Here is a 21,122-nt window from a genome sequence, read left to right as displayed (position 1 = left end):
GGGGTTACAGCGATGCCAGGAAAGGGCGACGCTCCGGTGCTTCCGGGCGCGCGGGCGGTTGCGCGGCACGTGCGCATCTCGCCGATGAAGGCGCGCCGGGTGGTCAACCTCGTCCGCGGCCTGCCCGCGAAGGAGGCGCTCACGGTGCTGCAGTTCGCGCCGCAGGCTGCGAGCGAGCAGGTGTACAAGGTGCTCGCGAGCGCGATCGCCAACGCGGAGAACAACGAGCGGCTGGACCCCGATGCGCTGCTCGTCAGCGAGGCGTTCGTCGACGAGGGCCCGACCATGAAGCGGTTCCGGCCGCGGGCGCAGGGCCGGGCTTACCGGATCCGCAAGCGCACCTGCCACATCACGGTGGCGGTGGAGGCGGTCGCGCCGGCCGCGCCGAAGAAGTCGGCGAAGAAGGCCGCTCCGGCCACCCGGGCCGAGGCCGCTGAGGGGCAGAGCACGACGGAGGGTGCCGAGTAATGGGTCAGAAGGTTCACCCCACTGGGTTCCGGCTCGGCATCTCGACCGACTGGAAGTCCCGCTGGTTCGCGGACAAGCTCTACAAGGACTACATCGGCGAGGATGTCAAGATCCGCCGGATGATGTCCAAGGGCCTCGAGCGCGCCGGCATTTCCAAGGTCGACATCGAGCGCACCCGGGACCGGGTCCGCGTCGACATCCACACCGCCCGGCCGGGCATCGTCATCGGCCGGAAGGGTGCGGAGGCCGACCGGATCCGCGGCGAGCTCGAGAAGCTCACCGGCAAGCAGGTGCAGCTCAACATCATCGAGGTGAAGAACCCCGAGTCGGACGCGCAGCTCGTCGCCCAGGGCGTCGCCGAGCAGCTCTCCAGCCGGGTCAGCTTCCGTCGGGCGATGCGCAAGTCCATGCAGTCGGCCATGAAGAACCCGATCTGCAAGGGCATCCGCGTCCAGGTCTCGGGTCGCCTCGGCGGCGCCGAGATGAGCCGGACGGAGTTCTACCGCGAGGGTCGAGTTCCGCTGCACACGCTGCGGGCCAACATCGAGTACGGCTTCTTCGAGGCCCGTACGACCTTCGGCCGGATCGGCGTGAAGGTCTGGATCTACAAGGGTGACGCCGTCCCGGGCCGGGAGGCTCCGGCCGAGGCCGGTCCGTCCCGCCCGCGTCGTGGTGAGCGTGGCGACCGTCCCGAGCGGCCGCGCCGTGGTCGGTCCGGTTCGTCCGGCACGACGGCCGGTGGCACCGAGGCCGGCCGGGCTGCTGCGACCACCATCGCGCAGCAGGCCGAGACGCCGAGTGGCGAGCCGGTGGACCCGTCCGCCGTCGCCGCCGCGGCAGAAACGCAGCAGGAGGGCTGACAGATGCTGATGCCGCGCAAGCCCCCGAAGGGCTTCCGCAAGCCGCACCACCCGGACCGCCACGGCGCGTCCAAGGGTGGTAACCGGGTGGTGTTCGGCGAGTTCGGGATCCAGGCTCTCGAGCCGGCGTACGTGACCAACCGCCAGATCGAGTCGGCGCGTATCGCGATGACCCGTCACATCAAGCGTGGCGGCAAGGTCTGGATCACGATCTTCCCGGACCAGGCCCTGACCAAGAAGCCGGCCGAAACCCGGATGGGTTCCGGTAAGGGCTCGCCCGAGTGGTGGGTCGCCAACGTCAAGCCGGGGCGGGTTCTCTTCGAGATGTCCTTCCCCAACGAGCAGATTGCGCGAGAGGCGATGCGTCGTGCGATCCACAAGCTCCCGATGAAGTGCCGCATTGTGACGCGCGAAGTGGGTGAATCCTGATGGCAGCGGGCGTTAAGGCGACCGAGCTGCGTGAGCTCTCCGAGGAGGAGCTGGTCACGAAGCTGCGGGAGGCCAAGGCGGAGCTGTTCAATCTCCGCGTGCAGGCCGCGACCGGGCAGCTGGACAACAACCGGCGGCTGCAGGTCATCCGTCGGGAGATCGCCCGGATCTACACGATCATGCGTGAGCGCGAGCTGGGGCTCTCGGCCGCGCCGACTGAGGTGACTGCATCATGAGCGAGAACACCACCGCTACCACGCGGGCCAGCCGTAAGGTGCGTGAGGGCCTCGTGGTCAGCGACAAGATGGAAAAGACCGTCGTGGTCGAGGTCGAGGACCGGGTCAAGCACGCGCTGTACGGCAAGATCATGCGCCGTACCCGCAAGCTGAAGGTGCACGACGAGCAGAACTCGGCCGGTATCGGCGACCGGGTCCTGATCATGGAGACCCGGCCGCTCTCCGCCACCAAGCGGTGGCGGCTCGTGGAGATCCTCGAGAAGGCCAAGTAGCGAAGGCTCGAGCTCGGCCGGTTTCGGTCGGGCGCAGGTTCCGCCAGGCTCCGGCCGTCCGCGAGGGCGGCCGGAGAACCGGCAGACATAGGAGATAGACGTGATTCAGCAGGAGTCGCGACTGCGCGTCGCCGACAACACGGGTGCCCGGGAGATCCTGTGCATCCGGGTTCTCGGTGGCTCCGGTCGGCGCTACGCGAGCATCGGCGACGTCATCGTGGCCACCGTCAAGGACGCGATCCCGGGTGCCGGTGTGAAGAAGGGCGACGTCGTCAAGGCGGTCGTCGTCCGCACCGCCAAGGAGAAGCGGCGGCCGGACGGTTCGTACATCCGCTTCGACGAGAACGCCGCCGTCATCATCAAGGACGGCGGGGACCCGCGCGGTACCCGTATCTTCGGCCCGGTGGGTCGGGAGCTGCGGGACAAGCGGTTCATGAAGATCATCTCTCTCGCGCCGGAGGTGTTGTGACCGTGAAGGTCAAGAAGGGCGACACGGTCGTCGTCATCGCCGGCAAGGACAAGGGTGCCAAGGGCAAGGTCATTGCGGCCTACCCGCGGCAGGACAAGGTCCTGGTCGAGGGCGTGAACCGGGTCAAGAAGCACACCCGCATCAGCACCACCCAGCGTGGCGCCAAGACCGGTGGCATCGTCACCCAGGAGGCCCCGATCCACGTCTCGAACGTGCAGGTCCTGGACTCCGAAGGGAAGCCGACCCGGGTCGGTTACCGGATCGACGACAACGGCCAGAAGGTCCGCATCGCGCGTAGCACCGGTAAGGACCTGTGATGACCACGGCTACCGAAACCAAGACCATGCCGCGCCTCAAGGAGCGGTACCGCAACGAGGTCGTGGCGAAGCTGCAGGAGCAGCACAACTACGGCAACCCCATGCAGGTGCCCGGGCTCGTCAAGATCGTCGTCAACATGGGCGTCGGCGAGGCCGCTCGGGACGCCAAGCTGATCGACGGCGCGGTCCGTGACCTGGCCACCATCACCGGTCAGAAGCCGCTGGTGCGGCGGGCGACCAAGTCCATCGCGCAGTTCAAGCTCCGCGAGGGCATGCCGATCGGCGCGAAGGTGACCCTGCGCGGCGACCGGATGTGGGAGTTCCTGGACCGGCTGCTGTCGATCGCGCTGCCGCGTATCCGCGACTTCCGCGGTCTGGACGGGCGCAAGCTCGACGGGCACGGCAACTACACGTTCGGTCTGACCGAGCAGTCGGTGTTCCACGAGATCGACCAGGACAAGATCGATCGCCAGCGGGGCATGGACATCACGGTGGTCACGACCGCCACGACCGACGACGAGGGCCGGGCGCTGCTCAAGCTCCTGGGCTTCCCGTTCAAGGAGAACTGAGATGGCCAAGAAGGCGCTGATCATCAAGGCGGCCGCGAAGCCGAAGTTCTCGGTTCGCGCCTACACCCGCTGCCAGCGGTGCGGGCGTCCGAAGGCGGTCTACCGCAAGTTCGGTCTCTGCCGGGTGTGCATCCGGGAGATGGCCCACCGCGGTGAGCTGCCCGGCGTGTCCAAGGCTTCCTGGTAATAGCCCGGCGCGCTTCGCGCGTCAGCTGAACTGTCTCTTCGCCGTAGGCCCCGGGCCCAGCTCGGGGAACCCCGGCGAGAAAGGTTGACGAATTTCATGACGATGACCGACCCGATCGCAGACATGCTCACGCGTCTGCGTAACGCCAACCAGGCGTACCACGATCAGGTGAAGATGCCCTACTCGAAGATCAAGGCGAACATCGCCGAGGTCCTCAAGGCCGAGGGTTACATCGCCACCTGGTCCGTCGAGGAGCCCGAGGAGGGCGCCGTCGGCAAGCGACTGGTCGTCGAGCTGAAGTACGGCCAGAACCGGGAGCGGAGCCTGGCCGGCATCAAGCGCGTGTCCAAGCCCGGTCTCCGGGTGTACGCCAAGTCGGACGGGCTCCCGCGGGTGCTCGGCGGGCTGGGCGTGGCGATCATTTCGACGTCCCAGGGGCTGCTCACCGACCGGCAGGCCCGCAAGCGGAGCGTTGGCGGGGAAGTCCTCGCCTTCGTCTGGTAACGGGAGACAGGTAGAAATGTCGCGTATTGGACGTAAGTCGATCCCGGTGCCTTCCGGCGTCGACATCACGATCGAGGGCCAGACCGTCAAGGTCAAGGGCCCGAAGGGCGAGCTGTCGCACACGCTCGCCGAGCCGATCAAGGCGGAGCGGGGCGAGGACGGCCAGCTGCACGTCAACCGGCCGAACGACGAGCGCAAGGCCAAGGAACTGCACGGCCTGAGCCGTACCCTGGTCGCCAACATGATCGTCGGCGTCACCGAGGGCTACCGCAAGAGCCTGGAGATCGCCGGCACCGGTTACCGTGTGACCGCCAAGGGCAAGGACCTGGAGTTCGCGCTCGGGTTCTCGCACCCGGTGGTCGTCCCGGCCCCGGACGGCATCACCTTCACGGTGGAGCGGCCGACCCTGTTCCACGTGGCCGGCATCGACAAGCAGCAGGTCGGTGAGGTCGCCGCCAACATCCGGAAGATCCGCCCGCCGGAGCCCTACAAGGGCAAGGGCGTCAAGTACCAGGGCGAGGTCATCCGCCGCAAGGCTGGAAAGGCAGGTAAGAAGTGAGCGCCACGCTGCTCAAGCGCCGCCGCGGCGTCGCCGCCAAGCGCGCCGTCGGGCGTGCGCGCCGACACTTCCGGGTGCGCAAGAACGTCAGCGGCACCGCCGAGCGTCCCCGCCTGGTCGTCACCCGCTCCCTGCGGCACATCGTCGCCCAGATCGTCGACGACACCAAGGGTCACACCCTGGCGTCGGCCTCGACCCTGGACGGCTCGCTGCGCGGTACGGAGGGCGACAAGAGCGCCCTGGCCGGCAAGGTCGGCGCACTGCTCGCCGAGCGCGCCAAGGCCGCCGGCGTCTCGAAGGTCGTCTTCGACCGCGGTGGCAACCGGTACGCGGGGCGGGTCGCCGCGCTTGCCGATGCCGCCCGCGAAGCCGGGCTCGAGTTCTAGAAACCCCGTCACGAGAGAGAAGGAAGGCTGCTGATGCCAGGTCAACAGCGCCGTGGCGGCGGGTCCGGTGGCAACGAGGGTGGTCGCCGCGACAACCGCCGTGAGGGCGGCCGCGGAAACGCGCCCGTCGAGAAGACCCCGCACCTCGAGCGGGTCGTCGCGATCAACCGCGTCGCCAAGGTCGTGAAGGGTGGTCGTCGCTTCAGCTTCACCGCCCTGGTGATCGTGGGCGACGGCGACGGCACCGTCGGCGTGGGCTACGGAAAGGCCAAGGAGGTGCCCGCGGCGATCGCCAAGGGTGTCGAGGAGGCCAAGAAGCACTTCTTCAAGGTGCCGCGGATCGGTCAGTCGATCCCGCACCCGGTGCAGGGTGAGGCCGCCGCCGGTGTGGTGCTGCTCAAGCCGGCCTCGGCCGGTACGGGCGTCATCGCCGGTGGGCCGGTGCGTGCCGTGCTGGAGTGCGCGGGCATCCACGACGTGCTCTCCAAGAGCCTCGGCTCGTCCAACCCGATCAACATCGTGCACGCCACGGTGGCGGCTCTGAAGGGCCTCGAGTCCCCGGAGCAGGTCGCGGCACGTCGTGGTCTGCCGGTCGAGGACGTCGCGCCGGCCGCCATGCTGGCGTCGCGGGCGGGGGTGGCGTCCTGATGGCTCGCCTGAAGGTCACCCAGCTCCGGTCCGAGATCGGCGCCAAGCACAACCAGCGTGAGTCGCTGCGTTCGCTCGGCCTGAAGCGGATCAACGACGTGGTGGTCAAGGAGGACCGTCCCGAAATCCGGGGCATGATCTTCGCGGTCAACCACCTCGTGAAGGTCGAGGAGGTCGAGTAATGACGATCAAGGTTCACCACCTGCGCCCGGCCCCGGGTGCCAAGACCGCGAAGACCCGTGTGGGTCGCGGTGAGGGCTCCAAGGGCAAGACCGCCGGTCGCGGTACCAAGGGCTCCAAGGCCCGCAAGAACATCTCGGCGGCGTTCGAGGGTGGGCAGATGCCCATCCACATGCGCCTGCCGAAGATGAAGGGCTTCAAGAACAAGTTCAAGGTCGTCTTCCAGGTGGTCAACCTGGACCGGCTCGCCGAGCTCTTCCCGAACGGCGGCCAGGTCGGCCCGCTGGAGCTGGTCGAGGCCGGCGCGGTCCGCAAGGGCCAGCCGGTCAAGGTCCTCGGCACCGGCGACCTCGGCGGGGTGGCCCTCCAGGTGTCGGCGCACGCGTTCAGCGCGTCGGCCAAGGAGAAGATCACCGCTGCCGGTGGCTCCGTCACCGAGCTGTAAGGCTGGTACCCGTGGCGCCCGCTCAGTTGTCCGCAACTGGGCGGGCGCCCTGGTCTGCCCGGGGCATGTGCGCCGGGTAACATCGGATTCGGTTTATGTAGCCGGGCGCATCTGCCCGGAGCGGGAGCGGGCTGTTAGAGTCCCATCCCAGCTATGGATATCGGGCACTCGCCCGGCACCCACCCCCACCCGCCAGGGATCACCGGCGGCCCGCCTCGCGCAGGAGGAAGAAGTTGCTGTCCGCCTTTCTCAGTGCGTTCCGTACGCCTGACCTGCGCAAGAAGCTGCTGTTCACAGTAGGCATCATCGCGGTCTACCGGCTCGGCGCCACTCTGCCCAGCCCCGGCGTCTCGTACGGCAACGTGCAGAAGTGCCTCGACTCGCTGCAGGGTCAGAACACCGGTGTGCTCAACCTGCTGGACCTGTTCTCCGGCGGCGCGCTGCTGCAGCTCTCGGTCTTCGCGCTGGGCATCATGCCCTACATCACCGCGTCGATCATCCTGCAGCTGCTCACGGTGGTCATCCCGCGGCTGGAGCAGCTCCGCAAGGAGGGCCAGGCCGGCCAGGCGAAGATCACCCAGTACACCCGCTACCTGACCCTCGGCCTGGGCATCCTCCAGTCGTCGGCCTTCGTGGCGCTGGCCCGCTCCGGGCAGCTCTTCCAGAACCGCTGCGACCAGTTCCCGATCATCCCCGAGGGGACCGGCATCCCGGACTGGCTGACGCTGAGCATCCTGGTCATGACGATGACCGCCGGTACCGGCATGGTGATGTGGCTCGGTGAGCTGATCACCGACCGCGGCGTCGGTAACGGCATGTCCGTCCTCATCTTCACCTCGATCGCCGCGCGCCTCCCCAGCGAGGGCTGGAAGATCAAGACCAACGAGGGCTGGGCCAAGTTCTTCCTGGTGCTCGTCCTGGTCCTGCTGGTCATCACGGCGGTCTGCTTCATCGAGCAGGCGCAGCGCCGGATCCCGGTGCAGTACGCCAAGCGGATGATCGGCCGGCGGATGTACGGCGGCACCTCGACCTACATCCCGCTCAAGGTGAACCAGGCCGGCGTCATCCCGGTCATCTTCGCCTCGTCGCTGCTCTACCTGCCGCAGCTGGCGCTGCAGTTCTTCGACCAGACCAACCCGGGCAAGACCCAGGCCTGGATCACGAACCACATCGTGAAGGCCAGCGCGCCCGAGCACATCATCATCTACTTCCTGCTGATCATCTTCTTCACGTACTTCTACGTGTCGATCACGTTCAACCCGACCGAGGTCGCGGACAACATGAAGAAGTACGGCGGCTTCGTGCCGGGCATCCGCCCCGGCAAGCCGACCGCCGAGTACCTCGACTTCATCCTGAGCCGGATCACCCTGCCGGGCGCGCTCTACCTGGGCATCGTCGCGATCCTGCCGAACTTCTTCTTCATCTGGCTGAACAGCCAGCAGTTCCAGAACTTCCCGTTCGGCGGCACCGCTGTGCTCATCATGGTCGGCGTCGGTCTGGAGACCGTGAAGCAGATCGAGAGCCAACTCATGCAGCGGAACTACGAAGGGTTCCTGCGGTAGATGCGACTCGTTCTGGTTGGCCCGCCGGGCGCGGGCAAGGGCACACAGGCGGAGTTCATCGCCGCCCACCTCTCGGTGCCGAAGATCTCGACCGGGGACATCTTCCGGGCCAACGTCTCCCAGGGCACGCCCCTTGGGGTCGAGGCCAAGCGGTACATGGATGCCGGCAAGCTGGTCCCGGACGAGGTCACCATCAACATGGTCCGGGATCGGCTCGCCGAGCCGGACGCCAGCGAGGGCTTCCTCCTCGACGGCTTCCCCCGGACGACGCCGCAGGCCGCCGCGCTCGACAAGCTCCTCGCGGACCTGGGCACGGCGCTGGACCTGGTCCTGGAACTGGTGGTCGACGACGACGAGGTGATCCGGCGGCTCTCCGGAAGGCGTACCTGCCGGGGCTGCGGCAAGATCTGGCACGTCGAGTTCGACGCGACGACCCGTGAGGGCATCTGCGACCGCTGCGGCGCGGAGCTGTTCCAGCGGGACGACGACAAGCCGGAGACCATCGCCGCCCGCCTGCGGGAGTACGCCGAGAAGACCGCTCCGCTGGTCGACTACTACGGCGCCCAGGGCAAGCTGGTCGGGATCGACGCCACCGGGCCGGTGGAGGACGTCACGGTCCGGGCCATCGACGCCCTCCGGTCGTACGGCGGGTGACTGACCGCCGGGGATCCGGCGGATAGAGTGCGAACAGCGGGGTACGCGAGACGTGCCCCGCTGTTCGCTGTTCGGCAACGAAAGGTACCGCTCCATGCGCCGTCCCCAGCTGGACATCCAGCTGAAGACCCCCGACCAGATCGAGAAGATGCGGGCCGCCGGCCTGGTGGTCGCCGAGGCCCTGCGTCGGATGCGCGAGGCGGTGGCGCCCGGGGTGAGCACCGCCGACCTCGACGCGATCGCCGAGTCGACGATCCGGGAGGCCGGGGCCGTCCCCTCGTTCAAGGGCTACCACGGGTTCCCCGCCTCGATCTGCTCGTCGGTCAACGAGCAGGTGGTGCACGCGATCCCGTCGTCGGGGCAGGTGCTCCGCGACGGCGACCTGGTCTCGATCGACTGCGGCGCGATCCTCGACGGCTGGCACGGCGACGCCGCCATCACCGTCGGAGTGGGTGAGGTCGACCCTTCGCTGCTGAAGATGGCCGCGGTCGCCGAGGATGCGATGTGGGCCGGCATCGCCGCCGCCGCGCGCGGCGCCGCCAGCGGCAAGGGGCGCCTCACCGACATTTCGCACGCGGTGGAGACCGCGGTCCGCAAGGGCGGCCGGTACGGCATCGTCGACGGCTACGGCGGGCACGGCATCGGCACCGAGATGCACCAGGACCCGCACGTGCTCAACCACGGCCGCCCGGGCAAGGGGCCGCGGCTGGTGCCCGGCCTGGCGCTGGCGATCGAGCCGATGATCACCATGGGCTCGCCCCGGACGGTCGAGCTCTCCGACGGCTGGACCGTGGTCACCCGTGACCGGTCGATGGCGGTGCACGTCGAGCACTCGATGGCCCTGCTGGAGGACGGCGTGTGGGTGCTCACCGCCTTCGACGGGGGCCGGGCCCGCCTGGGTGACCTGGTCACCTCCCGGCAGCCGGCCGACTCTCCGGCGGCCTGAGCCCGCCCCCTCCGGTCCGTCGGGCAGCCCGGCCGTGACACGGTGCGACCGCGACACAGCCCGGCCGCGATAGCCCGGCCGCGACCCGGCCCGACCGCGACCCGGCCCGACCGGGCGGATCGTGCCCGGTGGTGCGGGTCACGGGGCGGTGGGCACTGGCGGCCCGGTGGCATGCTTGCCGTCATGGAGGCGCGGGACCGGATGCGGGCGGGAGACGCCGACCGCCAGGCGGTGGCGGAACAGCTCCGGGTAGCCGTCGACGAGGGCCGGCTCGATCTGCACGAGTACGACGAGCGCCTGCGGCTGGCGTACGAGGCGAAGACCTACGGGGAACTGGACGCGGTGGTGGGGGACCTTCCCGCGCCCGCGCCAGCGGAGCGCTCCGCCCTCGCCCCGCGCCAGACCGGGCCAGGCGGGCCGGACACCGGGGGACCGGTGCCGGCAGCGCCGCTGGAGGCGGCGGCCGCGAGCGGGACGGCCGGCGCAGACCGACCGGTGGCCGGGGATCCGCGTGGCTGGCTCGCCGAGGCGTGGGGGCCGTGGCTGCGGGTGGCGGCCATCCTCGCCACGATCTGGCTCTTCGGCGCGATCGGCAGGCGGGAGATCGGCTTCTTCTGGCCGGTCTGGGTGCTCGGGCCGTGGGGGGCGTTGCTGCTCCTGCGCACCGCCGGCGGGCTCGCCACCGGAAATTCGCGGCGCGACGCCGGCGGGCGGGCGCGCGGAGCGGTCGCACGGCGGCGGGCCGTCGGGCGGGACGAACGGCGCCGGGCCCGGCGGAAGCGGCGTACCGGCGGGTGGTGAGGGCGTCCCCGGTGGGGGCGGCTGTCCGGTTTTCCCCGGCGCGGGTGACGCGCGGGGTGGCCGGTTTGGCGACGGACCGCAGGCGGGCGTACACTTTCAGATCGGCGCACAGCGTCCACTCCGGCATGCCCATCCTGCGCTTCGGTGGGAGTCGGAGCCGCGGCTGGCGCGGGTTCTCTGATCTTGGTCAGATTGCCCGTGTAAGACGTTGTGAGCCGTCCGGAGTAACCGACGTCAGGACAGCGGAGGACATGCCGAAAAAAGACGGAGCCATCGAGATCGAGGGTCGGGTCATCGAGCCCCTGCCGAACGCCATGTTCCGGGTGGAGCTCGCGAACGGTCACAAGGTGCTGGCTCACATCAGCGGCAAGATGCGGCAGCACTACATCCGCATCCTGCCGGAAGACCGGGTCGTCGTTGAACTCTCGCCGTACGACCTGACCCGCGGGCGCATCGTCTACCGCTACAAGTAAGCCTGACGGCGGCCGGGACGTCCCCGTGTCCGTCTTCGACGTCCGGTGTCGCGAGTCGTCGCGTCTCCGGGCCAGATGGGAAGTAAGGCAACCGTGAAGGTCAAGCCGAGCGTCAAGAGGATCTGCCAAAAGTGCCGGGTGATCCGCCGGCACGGCCGGGTCATGGTCATCTGCACCGACCCGCGCCACAAGCAGCGCCAGGGCTGACACAGTCCCGCCGACCGCGACGAGCGGCCGGCGGAACAGGTCCCGGCCGCAGATCTCGACACATCTCACCAGCTCGTCCCAGCCGCGAGCGGTACGCAGCGCGTACTCAATCGTGGTTGACCCCCGGTCGGAGGCCGGGGCCCGCTCGGGCAGCGATCGACCCCGGTCGCCGGCGCACACAGCGTCGGAAGGACGGGACGGTCGGTAGCGGGATGGGACGGGTCCACACCTCCGCCACACATCACGAGGAGTACGCCCGCACATGGCACGTCTAGTCGGCGTGGACCTCCCCCGCGAGAAGCGGATGGAGATCGCGCTCACCTACATCTTCGGGGTCGGTCGTACCCGCGCCCTGGAGACCCTGGCCGCCACCGGCATCTCGCCGGACAAGCGCGCCCGTGACCTCACGGATGAGGAGCTGGTCCAGCTCCGCAACCACATCGAGGGCAACTACAAGGTTGAAGGCGACCTGCGCCGCGAGGTCGCCGCTGACATCCGCCGCAAGGTCGAGATCGGCTGCTACGCCGGCATCCGGCACCGCCGGGGCCTGCCCGTGCGTGGCCAGCGGACCAAGACCAATGCGCGGACCCGGAAGGGCCCGAAGCGGACCGTCGCCGGCAAGAAGAAGCCCGGCAAGAAGTAACTAGGAGCGCACAGACTTATGCCACCGAAGGCTCGTGCCGGAGCCGCTGTCAAGAAGGTCCGGCGCAAGGAACGCAAGAACGTCGCCCACGGGCAGGCGCACATCAAGAGCACCTTCAACAACACCATCGTGTCCATCACGGACCCGACCGGTGCGGTCATCTCCTGGGCCTCCGCCGGCCAGGTTGGCTTCAAGGGCTCCCGCAAGTCGACTCCGTTCGCCGCGCAGCTGGCCGCCGAGGCCGCCGCGCGTCGGGCCATGGAGCACGGCATGCGCAAGGTCGACGTGTTCGTCAAGGGCCCCGGCTCCGGCCGGGAAACCGCCATCCGCTCGCTGCAGGCCGTGGGCCTCGAGGTCGGCCAGATCGCCGACGTCACCCCGCAGCCGCACAACGGGTGCCGTCCGCCGAAGCGTCGTCGGGTCTGAGAGGTTAGAGAGAAATGGCTCGTTATACCGGTGCTGACTGCCGCCGTTGCCGGCGGGAGAAGATGAAGCTGTTCCTCAAGGGCAGCAAGTGCGATGGTCCGAAGTGCCCGTTCGAGTCCCGGCCGTTCCCGCCCGGGCAGCACGGCCGCGGCCGCACGAAGGAGACGGAGTACCTGCTCCAGCTCCGTGAGAAGCAGAAGGCCCGTCGTGTCTACGGCGTGCTGGAGAAGCAGTTCCGCGGGTACTACGAAGAGGCCGTGGGCAAGCAGGCGAAGACCGGTGAGGTCCTCCTGCAGATCCTCGAGTCGCGGCTGGACAACGTGGTCTACCGGGCCGGCTACGCCAGCTCCCGGGACCAGGCCCGCCAGCTGGTCAAGCACGGTCACTTCACGGTGAACGGCAAGAAGGTCGACATCCCGTCGTACCGCGTCAAGGAGCACGACATCATCGAGGTCCGGGGCAAGAGCAAGGAGCTCACCCCGTTCGTGGTGGCGCAGGCTCAGGCCGGTTCGCGGTCGGTTCCGGCGTGGCTCGAGGCCATCCCGAGCCAGATGAAGATCCTCGTGCACTCGCTCCCGGCCCGGCAGGTCATTGACACGCAGGTCCAGGAGCAGCTGATCGTCGAGCTCTACTCCAAGTAAGGGCTCGTTGCGGTGGCCCGCCCTCCGGGGCGGGCCACCGGAACAGTTTGTGTCGTGGACGTCAAATAGCGGGCGTCCCGGAAGAGAAGAGAAGAAATGCTCATCAGCCAGCGACCGTCTCTCTCCGAAGAGTCGATCAACGAGACCCGTTCCCGGTTCACCATCGAGCCGCTGGAGCCCGGCTTCGGCTACACCCTGGGCAACTCGCTGCGGCGCACGCTGCTGTCGTCCATCCCGGGTGCCGCGGTCACCTCGATCAAGATCGACGGTGTGCTGCACGAGTTCACCACGATCCCCGGGGTCAAGGAGGACGTGGTCGAGCTCGTCATGAACATCAAGGAGCTCTGCGTCAGCTCCGAGCACGACGAGCCGGTCAGCATGTACCTGCGCAAGCAGGGCCCGGGCGACGTGACCGCGGGTGACATCCAGCCCCCGGCCGGCGTCTCGGTGCACAACCCGGACCTGAAGCTCGCGACCCTCAACGGCAAGGGCCGGCTCGACATGGAGCTGACCGTCGAGCGGGGCCGCGGCTACGTCACGGCGGCGCAGAACAAGCAGGCCGGCGCCGAGATCGGCCGGATCCCGGTCGACTCGATCTACTCGCCGGTGCTCAAGGTGACCTACCGCGTCGAGGCGACCCGGGTCGAGCAGCGGACCGACTTCGACCGGCTGATCATCGACGTCGAGACCAAGCCGTCGATGGGCCCGCGTACCGCGCTGGCCTCCGCCGGCTCGACGCTGGTGGAGCTCTTCGGCCTGGCCCGGGAGCTGGACGAGACCGCCGAGGGCATCGACATCGGGCCGTCCCCGCAGGACGCCCAGCTGGCGGCGGACCTGGCCCTGCCGATCGAGGAGCTGGACCTCACCGTCCGCTCCTACAACTGCCTCAAGCGCGAGGGCATCAACTCTGTTGGTGAGCTGATCGGGCGCACCGAGGCCGACCTCCTCGACATCCGGAATTTCGGTCAGAAGTCGATCGACGAGGTCAAGATGAAGCTCGCCGGAATGGGTCTGGGGCTGAAGGACTCGGCTCCCAACTTCGACCCGGCGAACGTCGTGGACGCCTTCGGCGAGGCCGACTACGACACCGACGACTACCGCGAGACCGAGCAGCTCTAGTCCGCGCTGCCGCCACACCTGAGGAGCACCAAGCATGCCCACGCCCACCAAGGGCCCCCGCCTCGGCGGCAGCCCCGCGCACGAGCGGCTGATGCTGGCCAACCTGGCCACTGCGCTGTTCCAGCACGGCAAGATCAAGACCACCGAGACGAAGGCCCGGCGGCTGCGTCCGCTCGCCGAGCAGCTCATCACCAAGGCCAAGCGGGGCGACCTCGCCGCGCGGCGTCGGGTGCTGGGCGTCGTGAAGGACAAGGACGTGGTCTACGCCCTGTTCGACCAGATCGCGCCCCGGTACGCCAACCGCAACGGTGGCTACACCCGGATCGTGAAGACCGGTCCGCGCAAGGGTGACGCCGCTCCGATGGCCATCATCGAGCTGGTCGAGGAACTGCAGGTCGCCGAGCCGAAGGCGAACAAGAAGACGGCCGCCCGCAAGACCGCCCAGCAGGACAAGGTCGAGGCGCTGGCCCCGGCCGAGGAGACCCCGGAGTCGGCCCCGGCCGACCAGGACTCCGAGGCCCCGGTCTCGGCCTCCGGTGACACCGACGCCGCCCGCGAGGACAGCGACGAGGCCACCGAGAACACCGAGAACAAGGCCTGAGCACAGGCACCGTCGTCGGGCCCGGCATCCCTCCTGGGGTGCCGGGCCCGCCGCCGTTGAACGGGAGGTACGAGGTGGACGAGCGGATCCGGCTGCGGCTGGACGTCTCGTACGACGGCACCGGCTTCTCCGGCTGGGCCGCCCAGCCGACCCGGCGCACCGTCGCCGGGGTCCTGATGGAGACGCTAGACCTGGTGCTCGGGGCGGGCACCGTGACCGGACTGACGGTGGCCGGCCGCACCGACGCCGGAGTGCACGCCACCGGGCAGGTCTGTCACCTCGACCTGCCCGACCCGGTGTGGCGCGAGCACGACGGGCGGCTGCTGCGCCGGCTGGCCCGGCTGCTCCCCACGGACGTGCGGGTCCGGGCGATGACCGAGGTACCCCCCGAATTCGACGCCCGCTTCTCGGCGACGTTCCGCCGCTACGAGTACCGGGTGACCGACGCGCCGTGGGGCGCCGAGCCGCTGCGCCGGCACGACACCCTCGCCTGGCCGAAGCCGCTGGACCTGGCCGCGTTGAACGCCGCCGCGGCCGGCCTCGTGGGGGAGCACGACTTCGCCGCGTACTGCCGGCGCAAGGAGAACGCCACCACGCTGCGCGCGGTGACCCGGCTGGACTGGCGGCGCGACCCGGACGGCATCCTCGTCGCCACCGTCCAAGCCGACGCGTTCTGCCAGGCGATGGTGCGCAGCCTGGTCGGGGCGATGCTGGTGGCCGGGGACGGCCGCAAGCCGGTCGAGTGGCCGGCGACCCTGCTCACCCGCCGGGAACGCTCCAGCGAGGTGACCGTGGCGCCGGCGCACGGGCTCACCCTGGTCGCCGTGGGCTATCCGGACGACCCGGCGGAGTACGCCCGCCGCGCCGACCTCACCCGTCGGCTGCGGGTGCCCACCGAGTCCTGAGCACGACCAGGCCCGGTCCGCCGACGCGGAACCGGGCCTGCCGATCGTGGCCGCCGCCGGTCAGTTGCCGGGCAGCTCGTCGGTGGTCGTGTCGTCCGGGCTGTCGCTGCCGGTGGTGCGACGCTGGCTGGGGCTGGTGCTCGCTGCGGACGGCTGGGCGCCCGGCTGTACGACGCTGCCTCCGGCGGCCCGCCGGTCGAGCACGCCCCGGTTCAGGTGCCGCTCGATCAGGTCGTAGATGATCCCGCGGACCGCGCTGTCGCCGGCCGCCACCGCGCCGCTGTCCGCGCGGGTGACCAGACAGTAGGCGATGTAGTGGCCGCGTACCTGCCAGCCGACCCGGGCGGCGGCGGTGGCGATCGAGCCGGTGTCGTCGTCGGCGGGCATGCCGCGGAAGCGGCCCTGGCGCGCGTCGAGCAGTTGCCGGATCCGGTCCCGGGCCCGCTGGGCGCTGGCCACGTCGGTGAGGTTGAACAGGCCGGCGGTGATCAGGTACTGCTCGTCGGGGGAGCGCAGCGTGGCCCGGACCACCTGGCTGCACCCGAGCCGGACCAGCAGGTCGGAGATCTCCCCGGTGGCGGCGACCGCGCAGGCCCCGCCGGAGTGGGTCTTCAGCACCACGTAGGCCGGCTGGCCGTCGGCGAGCACCAGCTTGCTGCCGGGGAACACCTCCGCGGCGGTCAGTGGCTGCTGGTCGGTGTCCCGGGAGTCGAGGTCCCGCTGGGCCGGGTCGGTCGAGGGGTCCGCGGCGCTGGGCTGGTCGGCGGGCGCGGCCTGCTGGGTCTCCTCCACGGCCGGGTCGTCCGACGAGCGGTCGGCCAGCACGGCGGCGGCGCCGAGGCCACCGAGCCCGAGCAGCGCCAGCACCGCCGCGCCGCCGACGAGCACCTGCCAGAACCGGCCGCCCCGCGACTCGGGGGCGGTGCGGCGGGGGTGGGGCAGGTCGAGTGGCTCGGTCGGAGCGTACCCGTGGGTGGTGGGCGGCGGTGGGGCCTGGACGGACGAGTGGACCGGGATGGGATCGGCGGCCGGGAGGGCCGGCGGCGGCACGCTGCGCGGCAGCGACGGGGTGGGGAAGCGGGACGGGGAGGGGCCGGCCGGCCGGGGCGGACCGACGGGCAGCTCCGACAGCTCCGAGCCGGGCGGAGGGTACTCCGCGAATGCGTCCTCATCGGACTCGTACCGATACACCATGTCGCCCAGAGTAGGACCCATTGTCCCTTTAGGGGTAATAATGGGAAATTGTGGCGCGCGGCGCGTCGCGCCCTCCGGCCGAGGCGGCGGCGAGTCACTCACCCCCTGGTGGGAGAATGCCGGACGTGACCGGCGACCACTACTTCACCGCTGAACCGACCGTCGCGGCCCGCCCGCGCGAGGTCGAGTTCTCCGTCGCGGGGCGCGACTACACGCTCGCCTCTTCCAGTGGCGTCTTCTCCGCCGCCCGGCTCGACCCGGGCACCGCGGTCCTGCTGCGCAAGGCGGAGTTGCCCGTCGGCGCCACCGGCAACCTGCTCGACATCGGCTCCGGCTTCGGCCCGATCAGCTGCGTGCTGGCCGACGTCGCGCCCGCCGCGACGGTGTGGGCGGTGGACGTCAACGAACGGGCCCGCGCCCTGACCGCCGCGAACGCCGGGCGGGTGGGCGCCGCCGACCGGGTCCGCGCCGTCGCCCCCGACGACGTGCCCGCCGACGTCTCCTTCGCCGAGATCTGGTCCAACCCGCCGATCCATATCGGCAAGGCGGAACTGCACGAGCTGCTGCGCCGCTGGCTGCCCCGGCTCGCCCCGGACGGCATCGCCTGGCTGGTGGTGGCCCGGCACCTGGGCGGCGACTCGCTGCACCGCTGGCTGACCGACGAGGGATGGCAGGTCGAGCGGCACGCCAGCCAGAAGGGCTATCGGGTGCTGCGGGTCACCCGGTAAACGAGTGTCGCCCGGCCGGCCCGCTCCGGCAGGATGCCGGCGTGGGATACGTGGACGTGGCAGGGGTCGGGCACATCCTGCCCGACGGTCGGGAACTTTTCGCCGACGTGTCGTTCCGGGTCGGTGAGGGCGCCAAGGTGGCCCTGGTCGGCCCGAACGGCGCCGGAAAGACGACCCTGTTGCGGATGGTCGCCGGCGACCTGCCGGTGAAGACGGGCGTGGTCGCCCGCGCCGGCGGGCTCGGCGTGATGCGGCAGTTCATCGGCATGATCGGCGACGAGTCCACCCTCGCCGACCTGGCCCTCTCGCTCGCCCCGCCGGCGCTGCGCGACGCCGGCCGCCGGCTCGCCGACACCGAGGCGGCCATGCGGGCGACCGAGCTGCGCGGCAAGTACAGCACCGCCGCGGGCAAGGCCCAGCTGGCGTACGCGGACGCGCTGGCCGCCTGGGGCGAGGCCGGCGGGTACGACGTCGAGGTGCTCTTCGACACCGTCGCCACCATCGTGCTCGACCTGCCGTGGGACGCCGCCCGGGACCGTCCCGTCCGGACCCTCTCCGGCGGCCAGCAGAAGCGCTTCGCCCTGGAGCTGCTGCTCCGCGGCGGCGAGGAGGTGCTGCTCCTCGACGAGCCGGACAACTTCCTGGACGTGCCCGGCAAGCGCTGGCTGGAGAACCGGCTCCGCGAGTCCGGCAAGTCGGTGCTCTACGTCTCGCACGACCGGGAGCTGCTGGCCCGTACCGCCGACCGGGTGGTCGCGGTGGAGGGTGGCAGCGCCTGGGTGCACCCGGGCGGCTTCGCCAGCTGGCATGAGGCCCGGGTGGCCCGCCACGCCCGCCTCGACGAGCTGCGTAAGCGTTGGGACGAGGAGCATCAGAAGCTGCGCGAGCTGATGCTGATGTACAAGCAGAAGGCGGCGTACAACGACGGGATGGCGTCGCGGTACCAGGCGGCGCAGACCCGGCTGCGCAAGTTCGAGGAGGCCGGGCCGCCGCCCGTACCCCCGAAGGACCAGGACATCCGGATGCGCCTGTCCGGCGGGCGGACCGGCAAGCGCGCGGTCATCTGCGAGCAGGTGGAGCTCGACGGCCTGACGTACCCCTTCGACCTGGAACTCTGGTACGGCGACCGGGTCGCCGTGCTCGGCGCGAACGGAACGGGGAAGTCGCACTTCCTGCGGCTGCTGGCCCGGGGTGGCACCGACCCGGACCCGGCCAACGGCCCCGTCGACGGCGCCGCCGCGCTGCCCCCGGTGAGTCACGACGGGGTGGCCCGGCTCGGCGCGCGGGTCCGCCCCGGGCACTTCTCGCAGACCCACGACCGCCCCGAGCTGATGGCGAAGACCCTGGTCGACATCCTCTGGCGGGGCGACGAGCACCGGGACGGGATGGACCGGCACGCGGCGATGGCGGCGCTCAGCCGGTACGAGCTGGCCGGCCAGGGCGACCAGCGCTTCGGCACCCTCTCCGGGGGCCAGCAGGCCCGCTTCCTGGTGCTGCTGCTGGAGCTCTCCGGGGCGACGCTGCTGCTGCTCGACGAGCCGACCGACAACCTCGACCTGGCCTCCGCCGAGGCGCTGGAGGCGGGGCTGGCCGCGTTCGAGGGCACCGTGGTCGCGGTCACCCACGACCGGTGGTTCACCCGATCGTTCGACCGGTTCGTGCTGTTCCGCGGCGACGGCGAGGTGGTGGAGACGACGGAGCCGGTGTGGGACGTGAAGTGATCGGTTCCGCGCTGGTCGACCGCCTCTGCGCGGTCGACGGGGTGGTCGCGGTGGCGCTCGGCGGCAGCCGGGCCCGGGGCGAGCACCGGCCCGACTCCGACTGGGACCTCGGGCTCTACTACCGGGGCCCGCTGGACGTGCCCGCGCTGCGGGCCGTCGCCGAGTCGGTCGCCGACGACTCCGTCGAGCTCACCGCCCCCGGCGGCTGGGGGCCCTGGGTGGACGGCGGCGGCTGGCTTCGGGTCGGCGGGGCCGCGGTGGACTGGATCTACCGCGACCTGGACCGGGTACGCCAGGTGTCGGCCGACTGCCGCGCCGGCCGGTACTCCGTCGGCGTGCAGGCCGGGCATCCGCTCGGCTTCTACTCGCACGCCTACGCCGGGGAGGTGGCGCTCTGCCGGGTGCTCGGTGACCCGACCGGGGAGTTGACCGCGCTGCGGGCCGAGCTGTCGTCGTACCCGCCGGCGCTGGCCGCCGCGCTGGAGGCCGCCGGCTGGGAGGCGGGTTTCCTGGTCGAGGGAGCGGCGAAGGCGGCCGGGTCCGGCGATGCCGCCTACGTGGCGGGCTGCCTGTTCCGGGTCGTCGGGGTGCTGGCGCAGGTGCTGCACGCCCGGGCCGGGCGGTGGCTGGTCAACGAGAAGGGCATGGTCGCCGCGGCCGGTCGGCTGCCCGGTGCGCCGGCCGACTTCGCGTGGCGGGCGCAGGCGCTGCTCGGTGGGGTCGGCCGTACCCCGGAGGAGCTGGCGGCCGCCACCGGCGCCGCCCGTGGGCTGGTCGCCGACGTGCTCGGCTGAGCGGGCGCCGCACCGACCGGCCCGGCTCGGGGCGGGGCGAGGGCCGATGGTCGGCGCGGAGACTACGAACTTGATGACGTGAACGGATCGCTGCCCTCGGGGAGCCCGGGTACGGGCTCCGTCGGGCGGCGCTCGCCCGGCGGTTGCCGGCTGCGCCCGTGGCGGACGTCGGGCGGGCATAGGGTGGATCTCGTGACTGAGATGAACTACCGCCGGCTGGGCGACTCCGGGCTCGTGGTGTCCGTGGTCGGCATCGGCTGCAACAACTTCGGCCGCAAGCTGGACCTCGACGGCACCCGGGCGGTGGTCGACGCCGCGCTCGACGCCGGGATCACCTTCTTCGACACCGCCGACATCTACGGCGAGCCGCAGGGCGGCTCCGAGGAACTGCTCGGCCAGGCGCTCAAGGGTCGCCGCGACGACGTGGTGCTGGCCACCAAGTTCGGCATGGACATGAACGGCCTCAACGGGCCGGACTTCGGTGCGCGGGGTGCCCGGCGCTACATCGCCCGGGCCGTCGAGGCGTCGCTGCGCCGGCTCGGCACCGACCACATCGACCTGTACCAGATGCACGAGCCCGACCCGGGCACCCCGATCGACGAGACGCTGGCCGCCCTGGACGACCTGGTCCGCGCCGGCAAGGTCCGCTACCTGGGCAACTCCAACTTCGCCGGCTGGCAGATCGCCGACGCCGACTGGGTCGCCTCGTCCAACGGCCGGGCCCGCTTCATCAGCGCGCAGAACCACTACTCGCTGCTGGAGCGCTCGGTCGAGACCGAGGTCATCCCGGCCTGCGAGCGGTTCGGCCTCGGCATGCTGCCGTTCTTCCCGCTCGCCAACGGCCTGCTCACCGGCAAGTACCGGCGCAACGAGGCCCCGCCCGCCGGCAGCCGGCTCTCCGGTGGCGGCCGGTACGCCGCCCGCCTCGCCGCCGCGGACTGGGACACGATCGAGGCGATCGAGGCGTACGCCGCCGAGCGCGGGATCACCATGCTCCAGGTGGCCATCGGCGGGCTGGCCGCCCGGCCCGCGGTGACGTCGGTGATCGCTGGCGCCACCACGCCCGAGCAGGTACGCGCCAACGCCGAGGCGGGCACCTGGCAGCCCACCGACGAGGACCTCGCCGCCCTCGACGCCATTCTCTGACCCGCCACACCCTCGCTGCCGCCGCGGCGAGT

At 70.6% G+C, this 21,122-nt stretch carries 32 protein-coding genes; 31 read left to right on the top strand and 1 reads right to left on the bottom strand.

Annotated elements, in window-relative coordinates; translation table 11 throughout:
• Window positions 1-12 precede the first annotated feature (12 nt).
• The 27 genes from rplV to truA all read left to right on the top strand — a co-directional run bounded on the left by rplV (window position 13) and on the right by truA (window position 15,507).
• Window positions 13-468, top strand: coding sequence for a 50S ribosomal protein L22 (gene rplV / locus AC5RWQ_RS28855; protein WP_334488318.1), 456 nt, complete (start codon window positions 13-15; stop codon window positions 466-468).
• Window positions 468-1,328 (top strand): 30S ribosomal protein S3, encoded by an 861-nt coding sequence (rpsC, locus tag AC5RWQ_RS28850; RefSeq protein ID WP_334488315.1) that lies wholly within the window; start codon window positions 468-470, stop codon window positions 1,326-1,328. Before rplV ends, rpsC begins: the two co-directional genes overlap by 1 nt.
• Before the next feature lie 3 nt (window positions 1,329-1,331).
• The gene (gene rplP / locus AC5RWQ_RS28845; protein WP_073834927.1) at window positions 1,332-1,757 is read left to right on the top strand and encodes a 50S ribosomal protein L16; all 426 of its coding nucleotides are present in this window, start codon (window positions 1,332-1,334) and stop codon (window positions 1,755-1,757) included.
• Window positions 1,757-1,993, top strand: coding sequence for a 50S ribosomal protein L29 (gene rpmC / locus AC5RWQ_RS28840; protein WP_007465283.1), 237 nt, complete (start codon window positions 1,757-1,759; stop codon window positions 1,991-1,993). Before rplP ends, rpmC begins: the two co-directional genes overlap by 1 nt.
• Complete coding sequence (gene rpsQ, locus AC5RWQ_RS28835; RefSeq protein WP_334488308.1) at window positions 1,990-2,265, top strand: 30S ribosomal protein S17; 276 nt, start codon at window positions 1,990-1,992, stop codon at window positions 2,263-2,265. Before rpmC ends, rpsQ begins: the two co-directional genes overlap by 4 nt.
• A 100-nt stretch (window positions 2,266-2,365) precedes the next feature.
• A complete protein-coding gene (gene rplN / locus AC5RWQ_RS28830) occupies window positions 2,366-2,734 on the top strand; it encodes a 50S ribosomal protein L14 (RefSeq protein ID WP_007073026.1) in 369 nt (122 codons plus the stop codon).
• Window positions 2,731-3,051 (top strand): 50S ribosomal protein L24, encoded by a 321-nt coding sequence (gene rplX, locus AC5RWQ_RS28825; RefSeq protein WP_179801876.1) that lies wholly within the window; start codon window positions 2,731-2,733, stop codon window positions 3,049-3,051. The genes rplN and rplX overlap by 4 nt, the downstream gene beginning before the upstream one ends.
• Window positions 3,051-3,620, top strand: a complete 570-nt coding sequence (gene rplE / locus AC5RWQ_RS28820) for a 50S ribosomal protein L5 (RefSeq protein WP_088960259.1) — start codon at window positions 3,051-3,053, stop codon at window positions 3,618-3,620. Before rplX ends, rplE begins: the two co-directional genes overlap by 1 nt.
• Window position 3,621: 1 nt before the next feature.
• Entirely contained in the window at window positions 3,622-3,807 is a 186-nt protein-coding gene (locus AC5RWQ_RS28815; RefSeq protein WP_007465272.1) for a type Z 30S ribosomal protein S14, read from the top strand.
• A gap of 96 nt (window positions 3,808-3,903) precedes the next feature.
• Window positions 3,904-4,311 carry a 30S ribosomal protein S8 gene (rpsH, locus tag AC5RWQ_RS28810; protein WP_007465270.1) on the top strand — a complete coding sequence of 136 codons (408 nt, stop codon included), beginning with the start codon at window positions 3,904-3,906 and terminating at the stop codon, window positions 4,309-4,311.
• Window positions 4,312-4,327: 16 nt separating this feature from the next.
• A complete protein-coding gene (rplF, locus tag AC5RWQ_RS28805) occupies window positions 4,328-4,870 on the top strand; it encodes a 50S ribosomal protein L6 (protein ID WP_088973237.1) in 543 nt (180 codons plus the stop codon).
• The gene (gene rplR, locus AC5RWQ_RS28800) at window positions 4,867-5,256 is read left to right on the top strand and encodes a 50S ribosomal protein L18 (protein WP_334488295.1); all 390 of its coding nucleotides are present in this window, start codon (window positions 4,867-4,869) and stop codon (window positions 5,254-5,256) included. Before rplF ends, rplR begins: the two co-directional genes overlap by 4 nt.
• Before the next feature lie 33 nt (window positions 5,257-5,289).
• Window positions 5,290-5,904, top strand: coding sequence for a 30S ribosomal protein S5 (gene rpsE, locus AC5RWQ_RS28795; RefSeq protein WP_109801290.1), 615 nt, complete (start codon window positions 5,290-5,292; stop codon window positions 5,902-5,904).
• Complete coding sequence (gene rpmD / locus AC5RWQ_RS28790; protein ID WP_334488289.1) at window positions 5,904-6,086, top strand: 50S ribosomal protein L30; 183 nt, start codon at window positions 5,904-5,906, stop codon at window positions 6,084-6,086. Before rpsE ends, rpmD begins: the two co-directional genes overlap by 1 nt.
• A complete protein-coding gene (gene rplO / locus AC5RWQ_RS28785) occupies window positions 6,086-6,529 on the top strand; it encodes a 50S ribosomal protein L15 (protein WP_088991891.1) in 444 nt (147 codons plus the stop codon). The genes rpmD and rplO overlap by 1 nt, the downstream gene beginning before the upstream one ends.
• Before the next feature lie 233 nt (window positions 6,530-6,762).
• A complete protein-coding gene (gene secY / locus AC5RWQ_RS28780) occupies window positions 6,763-8,091 on the top strand; it encodes a preprotein translocase subunit SecY (RefSeq protein WP_494285759.1) in 1,329 nt (442 codons plus the stop codon).
• Entirely contained in the window at window positions 8,092-8,745 is a 654-nt protein-coding gene (locus AC5RWQ_RS28775) for an adenylate kinase (RefSeq protein ID WP_073834919.1), read from the top strand.
• A 94-nt stretch (window positions 8,746-8,839) separates the two neighbouring features.
• The gene (gene map, locus AC5RWQ_RS28770; protein WP_494285758.1) at window positions 8,840-9,691 is read left to right on the top strand and encodes a type I methionyl aminopeptidase; all 852 of its coding nucleotides are present in this window, start codon (window positions 8,840-8,842) and stop codon (window positions 9,689-9,691) included.
• Window positions 9,692-9,874: 183 nt separating this feature from the next.
• The gene (locus AC5RWQ_RS28765) at window positions 9,875-10,492 is read left to right on the top strand and encodes a DUF1707 SHOCT-like domain-containing protein (protein ID WP_494285757.1); all 618 of its coding nucleotides are present in this window, start codon (window positions 9,875-9,877) and stop codon (window positions 10,490-10,492) included.
• Window positions 10,493-10,743: 251 nt separating this feature from the next.
• Complete coding sequence (infA, locus tag AC5RWQ_RS28760) at window positions 10,744-10,965, top strand: translation initiation factor IF-1 (RefSeq protein ID WP_007073013.1); 222 nt, start codon at window positions 10,744-10,746, stop codon at window positions 10,963-10,965.
• Between the two features lie 93 nt (window positions 10,966-11,058).
• On the top strand, window positions 11,059-11,172 hold the full coding sequence (gene rpmJ, locus AC5RWQ_RS28755; protein ID WP_334488266.1) for a 50S ribosomal protein L36: 114 nt from the start codon (window positions 11,059-11,061) through the stop codon (window positions 11,170-11,172).
• A 262-nt stretch (window positions 11,173-11,434) separates the two neighbouring features.
• Window positions 11,435-11,815 (top strand): 30S ribosomal protein S13, encoded by a 381-nt coding sequence (gene rpsM / locus AC5RWQ_RS28750; protein WP_130340099.1) that lies wholly within the window; start codon window positions 11,435-11,437, stop codon window positions 11,813-11,815.
• Between the two features lie 18 nt (window positions 11,816-11,833).
• Window positions 11,834-12,241: a 30S ribosomal protein S11 gene (rpsK, locus tag AC5RWQ_RS28745; protein ID WP_030329919.1), complete on the top strand. Its 408-nt coding sequence runs from the start codon at window positions 11,834-11,836 to the stop codon at window positions 12,239-12,241.
• Between the two features lie 14 nt (window positions 12,242-12,255).
• Window positions 12,256-12,882 carry a 30S ribosomal protein S4 gene (gene rpsD, locus AC5RWQ_RS28740; protein WP_334488256.1) on the top strand — a complete coding sequence of 209 codons (627 nt, stop codon included), beginning with the start codon at window positions 12,256-12,258 and terminating at the stop codon, window positions 12,880-12,882.
• A gap of 96 nt (window positions 12,883-12,978) precedes the next feature.
• The gene (locus tag AC5RWQ_RS28735; RefSeq protein ID WP_117665116.1) at window positions 12,979-14,001 is read left to right on the top strand and encodes a DNA-directed RNA polymerase subunit alpha; all 1,023 of its coding nucleotides are present in this window, start codon (window positions 12,979-12,981) and stop codon (window positions 13,999-14,001) included.
• A 34-nt stretch (window positions 14,002-14,035) separates the two neighbouring features.
• Window positions 14,036-14,602, top strand: a complete 567-nt coding sequence (gene rplQ, locus AC5RWQ_RS28730; RefSeq protein WP_334488251.1) for a 50S ribosomal protein L17 — start codon at window positions 14,036-14,038, stop codon at window positions 14,600-14,602.
• A gap of 74 nt (window positions 14,603-14,676) precedes the next feature.
• Complete coding sequence (gene truA, locus AC5RWQ_RS28725) at window positions 14,677-15,507, top strand: tRNA pseudouridine(38-40) synthase TruA (protein ID WP_494285756.1); 831 nt, start codon at window positions 14,677-14,679, stop codon at window positions 15,505-15,507.
• Between the two features lie 60 nt (window positions 15,508-15,567).
• Here truA and AC5RWQ_RS28720 read toward each other — a convergent pair whose 3' ends face one another.
• Window positions 15,568-16,701, bottom strand: coding sequence for a hypothetical protein (locus AC5RWQ_RS28720; RefSeq protein WP_494285755.1), 1,134 nt, complete (start codon window positions 16,699-16,701; stop codon window positions 15,568-15,570).
• Window positions 16,702-16,826: 125 nt separating this feature from the next.
• On the opposite strand from AC5RWQ_RS28720, the gene AC5RWQ_RS28715 reads away from it, so the two are divergent.
• From AC5RWQ_RS28715 to AC5RWQ_RS28700, 4 genes are all read left to right on the top strand, one after another.
• Window positions 16,827-17,429 carry a class I SAM-dependent methyltransferase gene (locus AC5RWQ_RS28715; protein ID WP_494285769.1) on the top strand — a complete coding sequence of 201 codons (603 nt, stop codon included), beginning with the start codon at window positions 16,827-16,829 and terminating at the stop codon, window positions 17,427-17,429.
• Between the two features lie 41 nt (window positions 17,430-17,470).
• Complete coding sequence (locus AC5RWQ_RS28710; protein ID WP_494285754.1) at window positions 17,471-19,150, top strand: ABC-F family ATP-binding cassette domain-containing protein; 1,680 nt, start codon at window positions 17,471-17,473, stop codon at window positions 19,148-19,150.
• Window positions 19,135-19,944, top strand: a complete 810-nt coding sequence (locus AC5RWQ_RS28705; RefSeq protein ID WP_494285753.1) for a nucleotidyltransferase domain-containing protein — start codon at window positions 19,135-19,137, stop codon at window positions 19,942-19,944. Before AC5RWQ_RS28710 ends, AC5RWQ_RS28705 begins: the two co-directional genes overlap by 16 nt.
• 183 nt (window positions 19,945-20,127) lie before the next feature.
• Window positions 20,128-21,090: an aldo/keto reductase gene (locus AC5RWQ_RS28700; RefSeq protein ID WP_494285752.1), complete on the top strand. Its 963-nt coding sequence runs from the start codon at window positions 20,128-20,130 to the stop codon at window positions 21,088-21,090.
• The last annotated feature ends 32 nt before the right edge of the window (window positions 21,091-21,122 follow it).

The organism is Micromonospora sp. BS32 (assembly GCF_059089345.1).
Note: the sequence above shows the minus strand (reverse complement) of the source record. Positions and strands in the feature narration are given on the sequence as shown.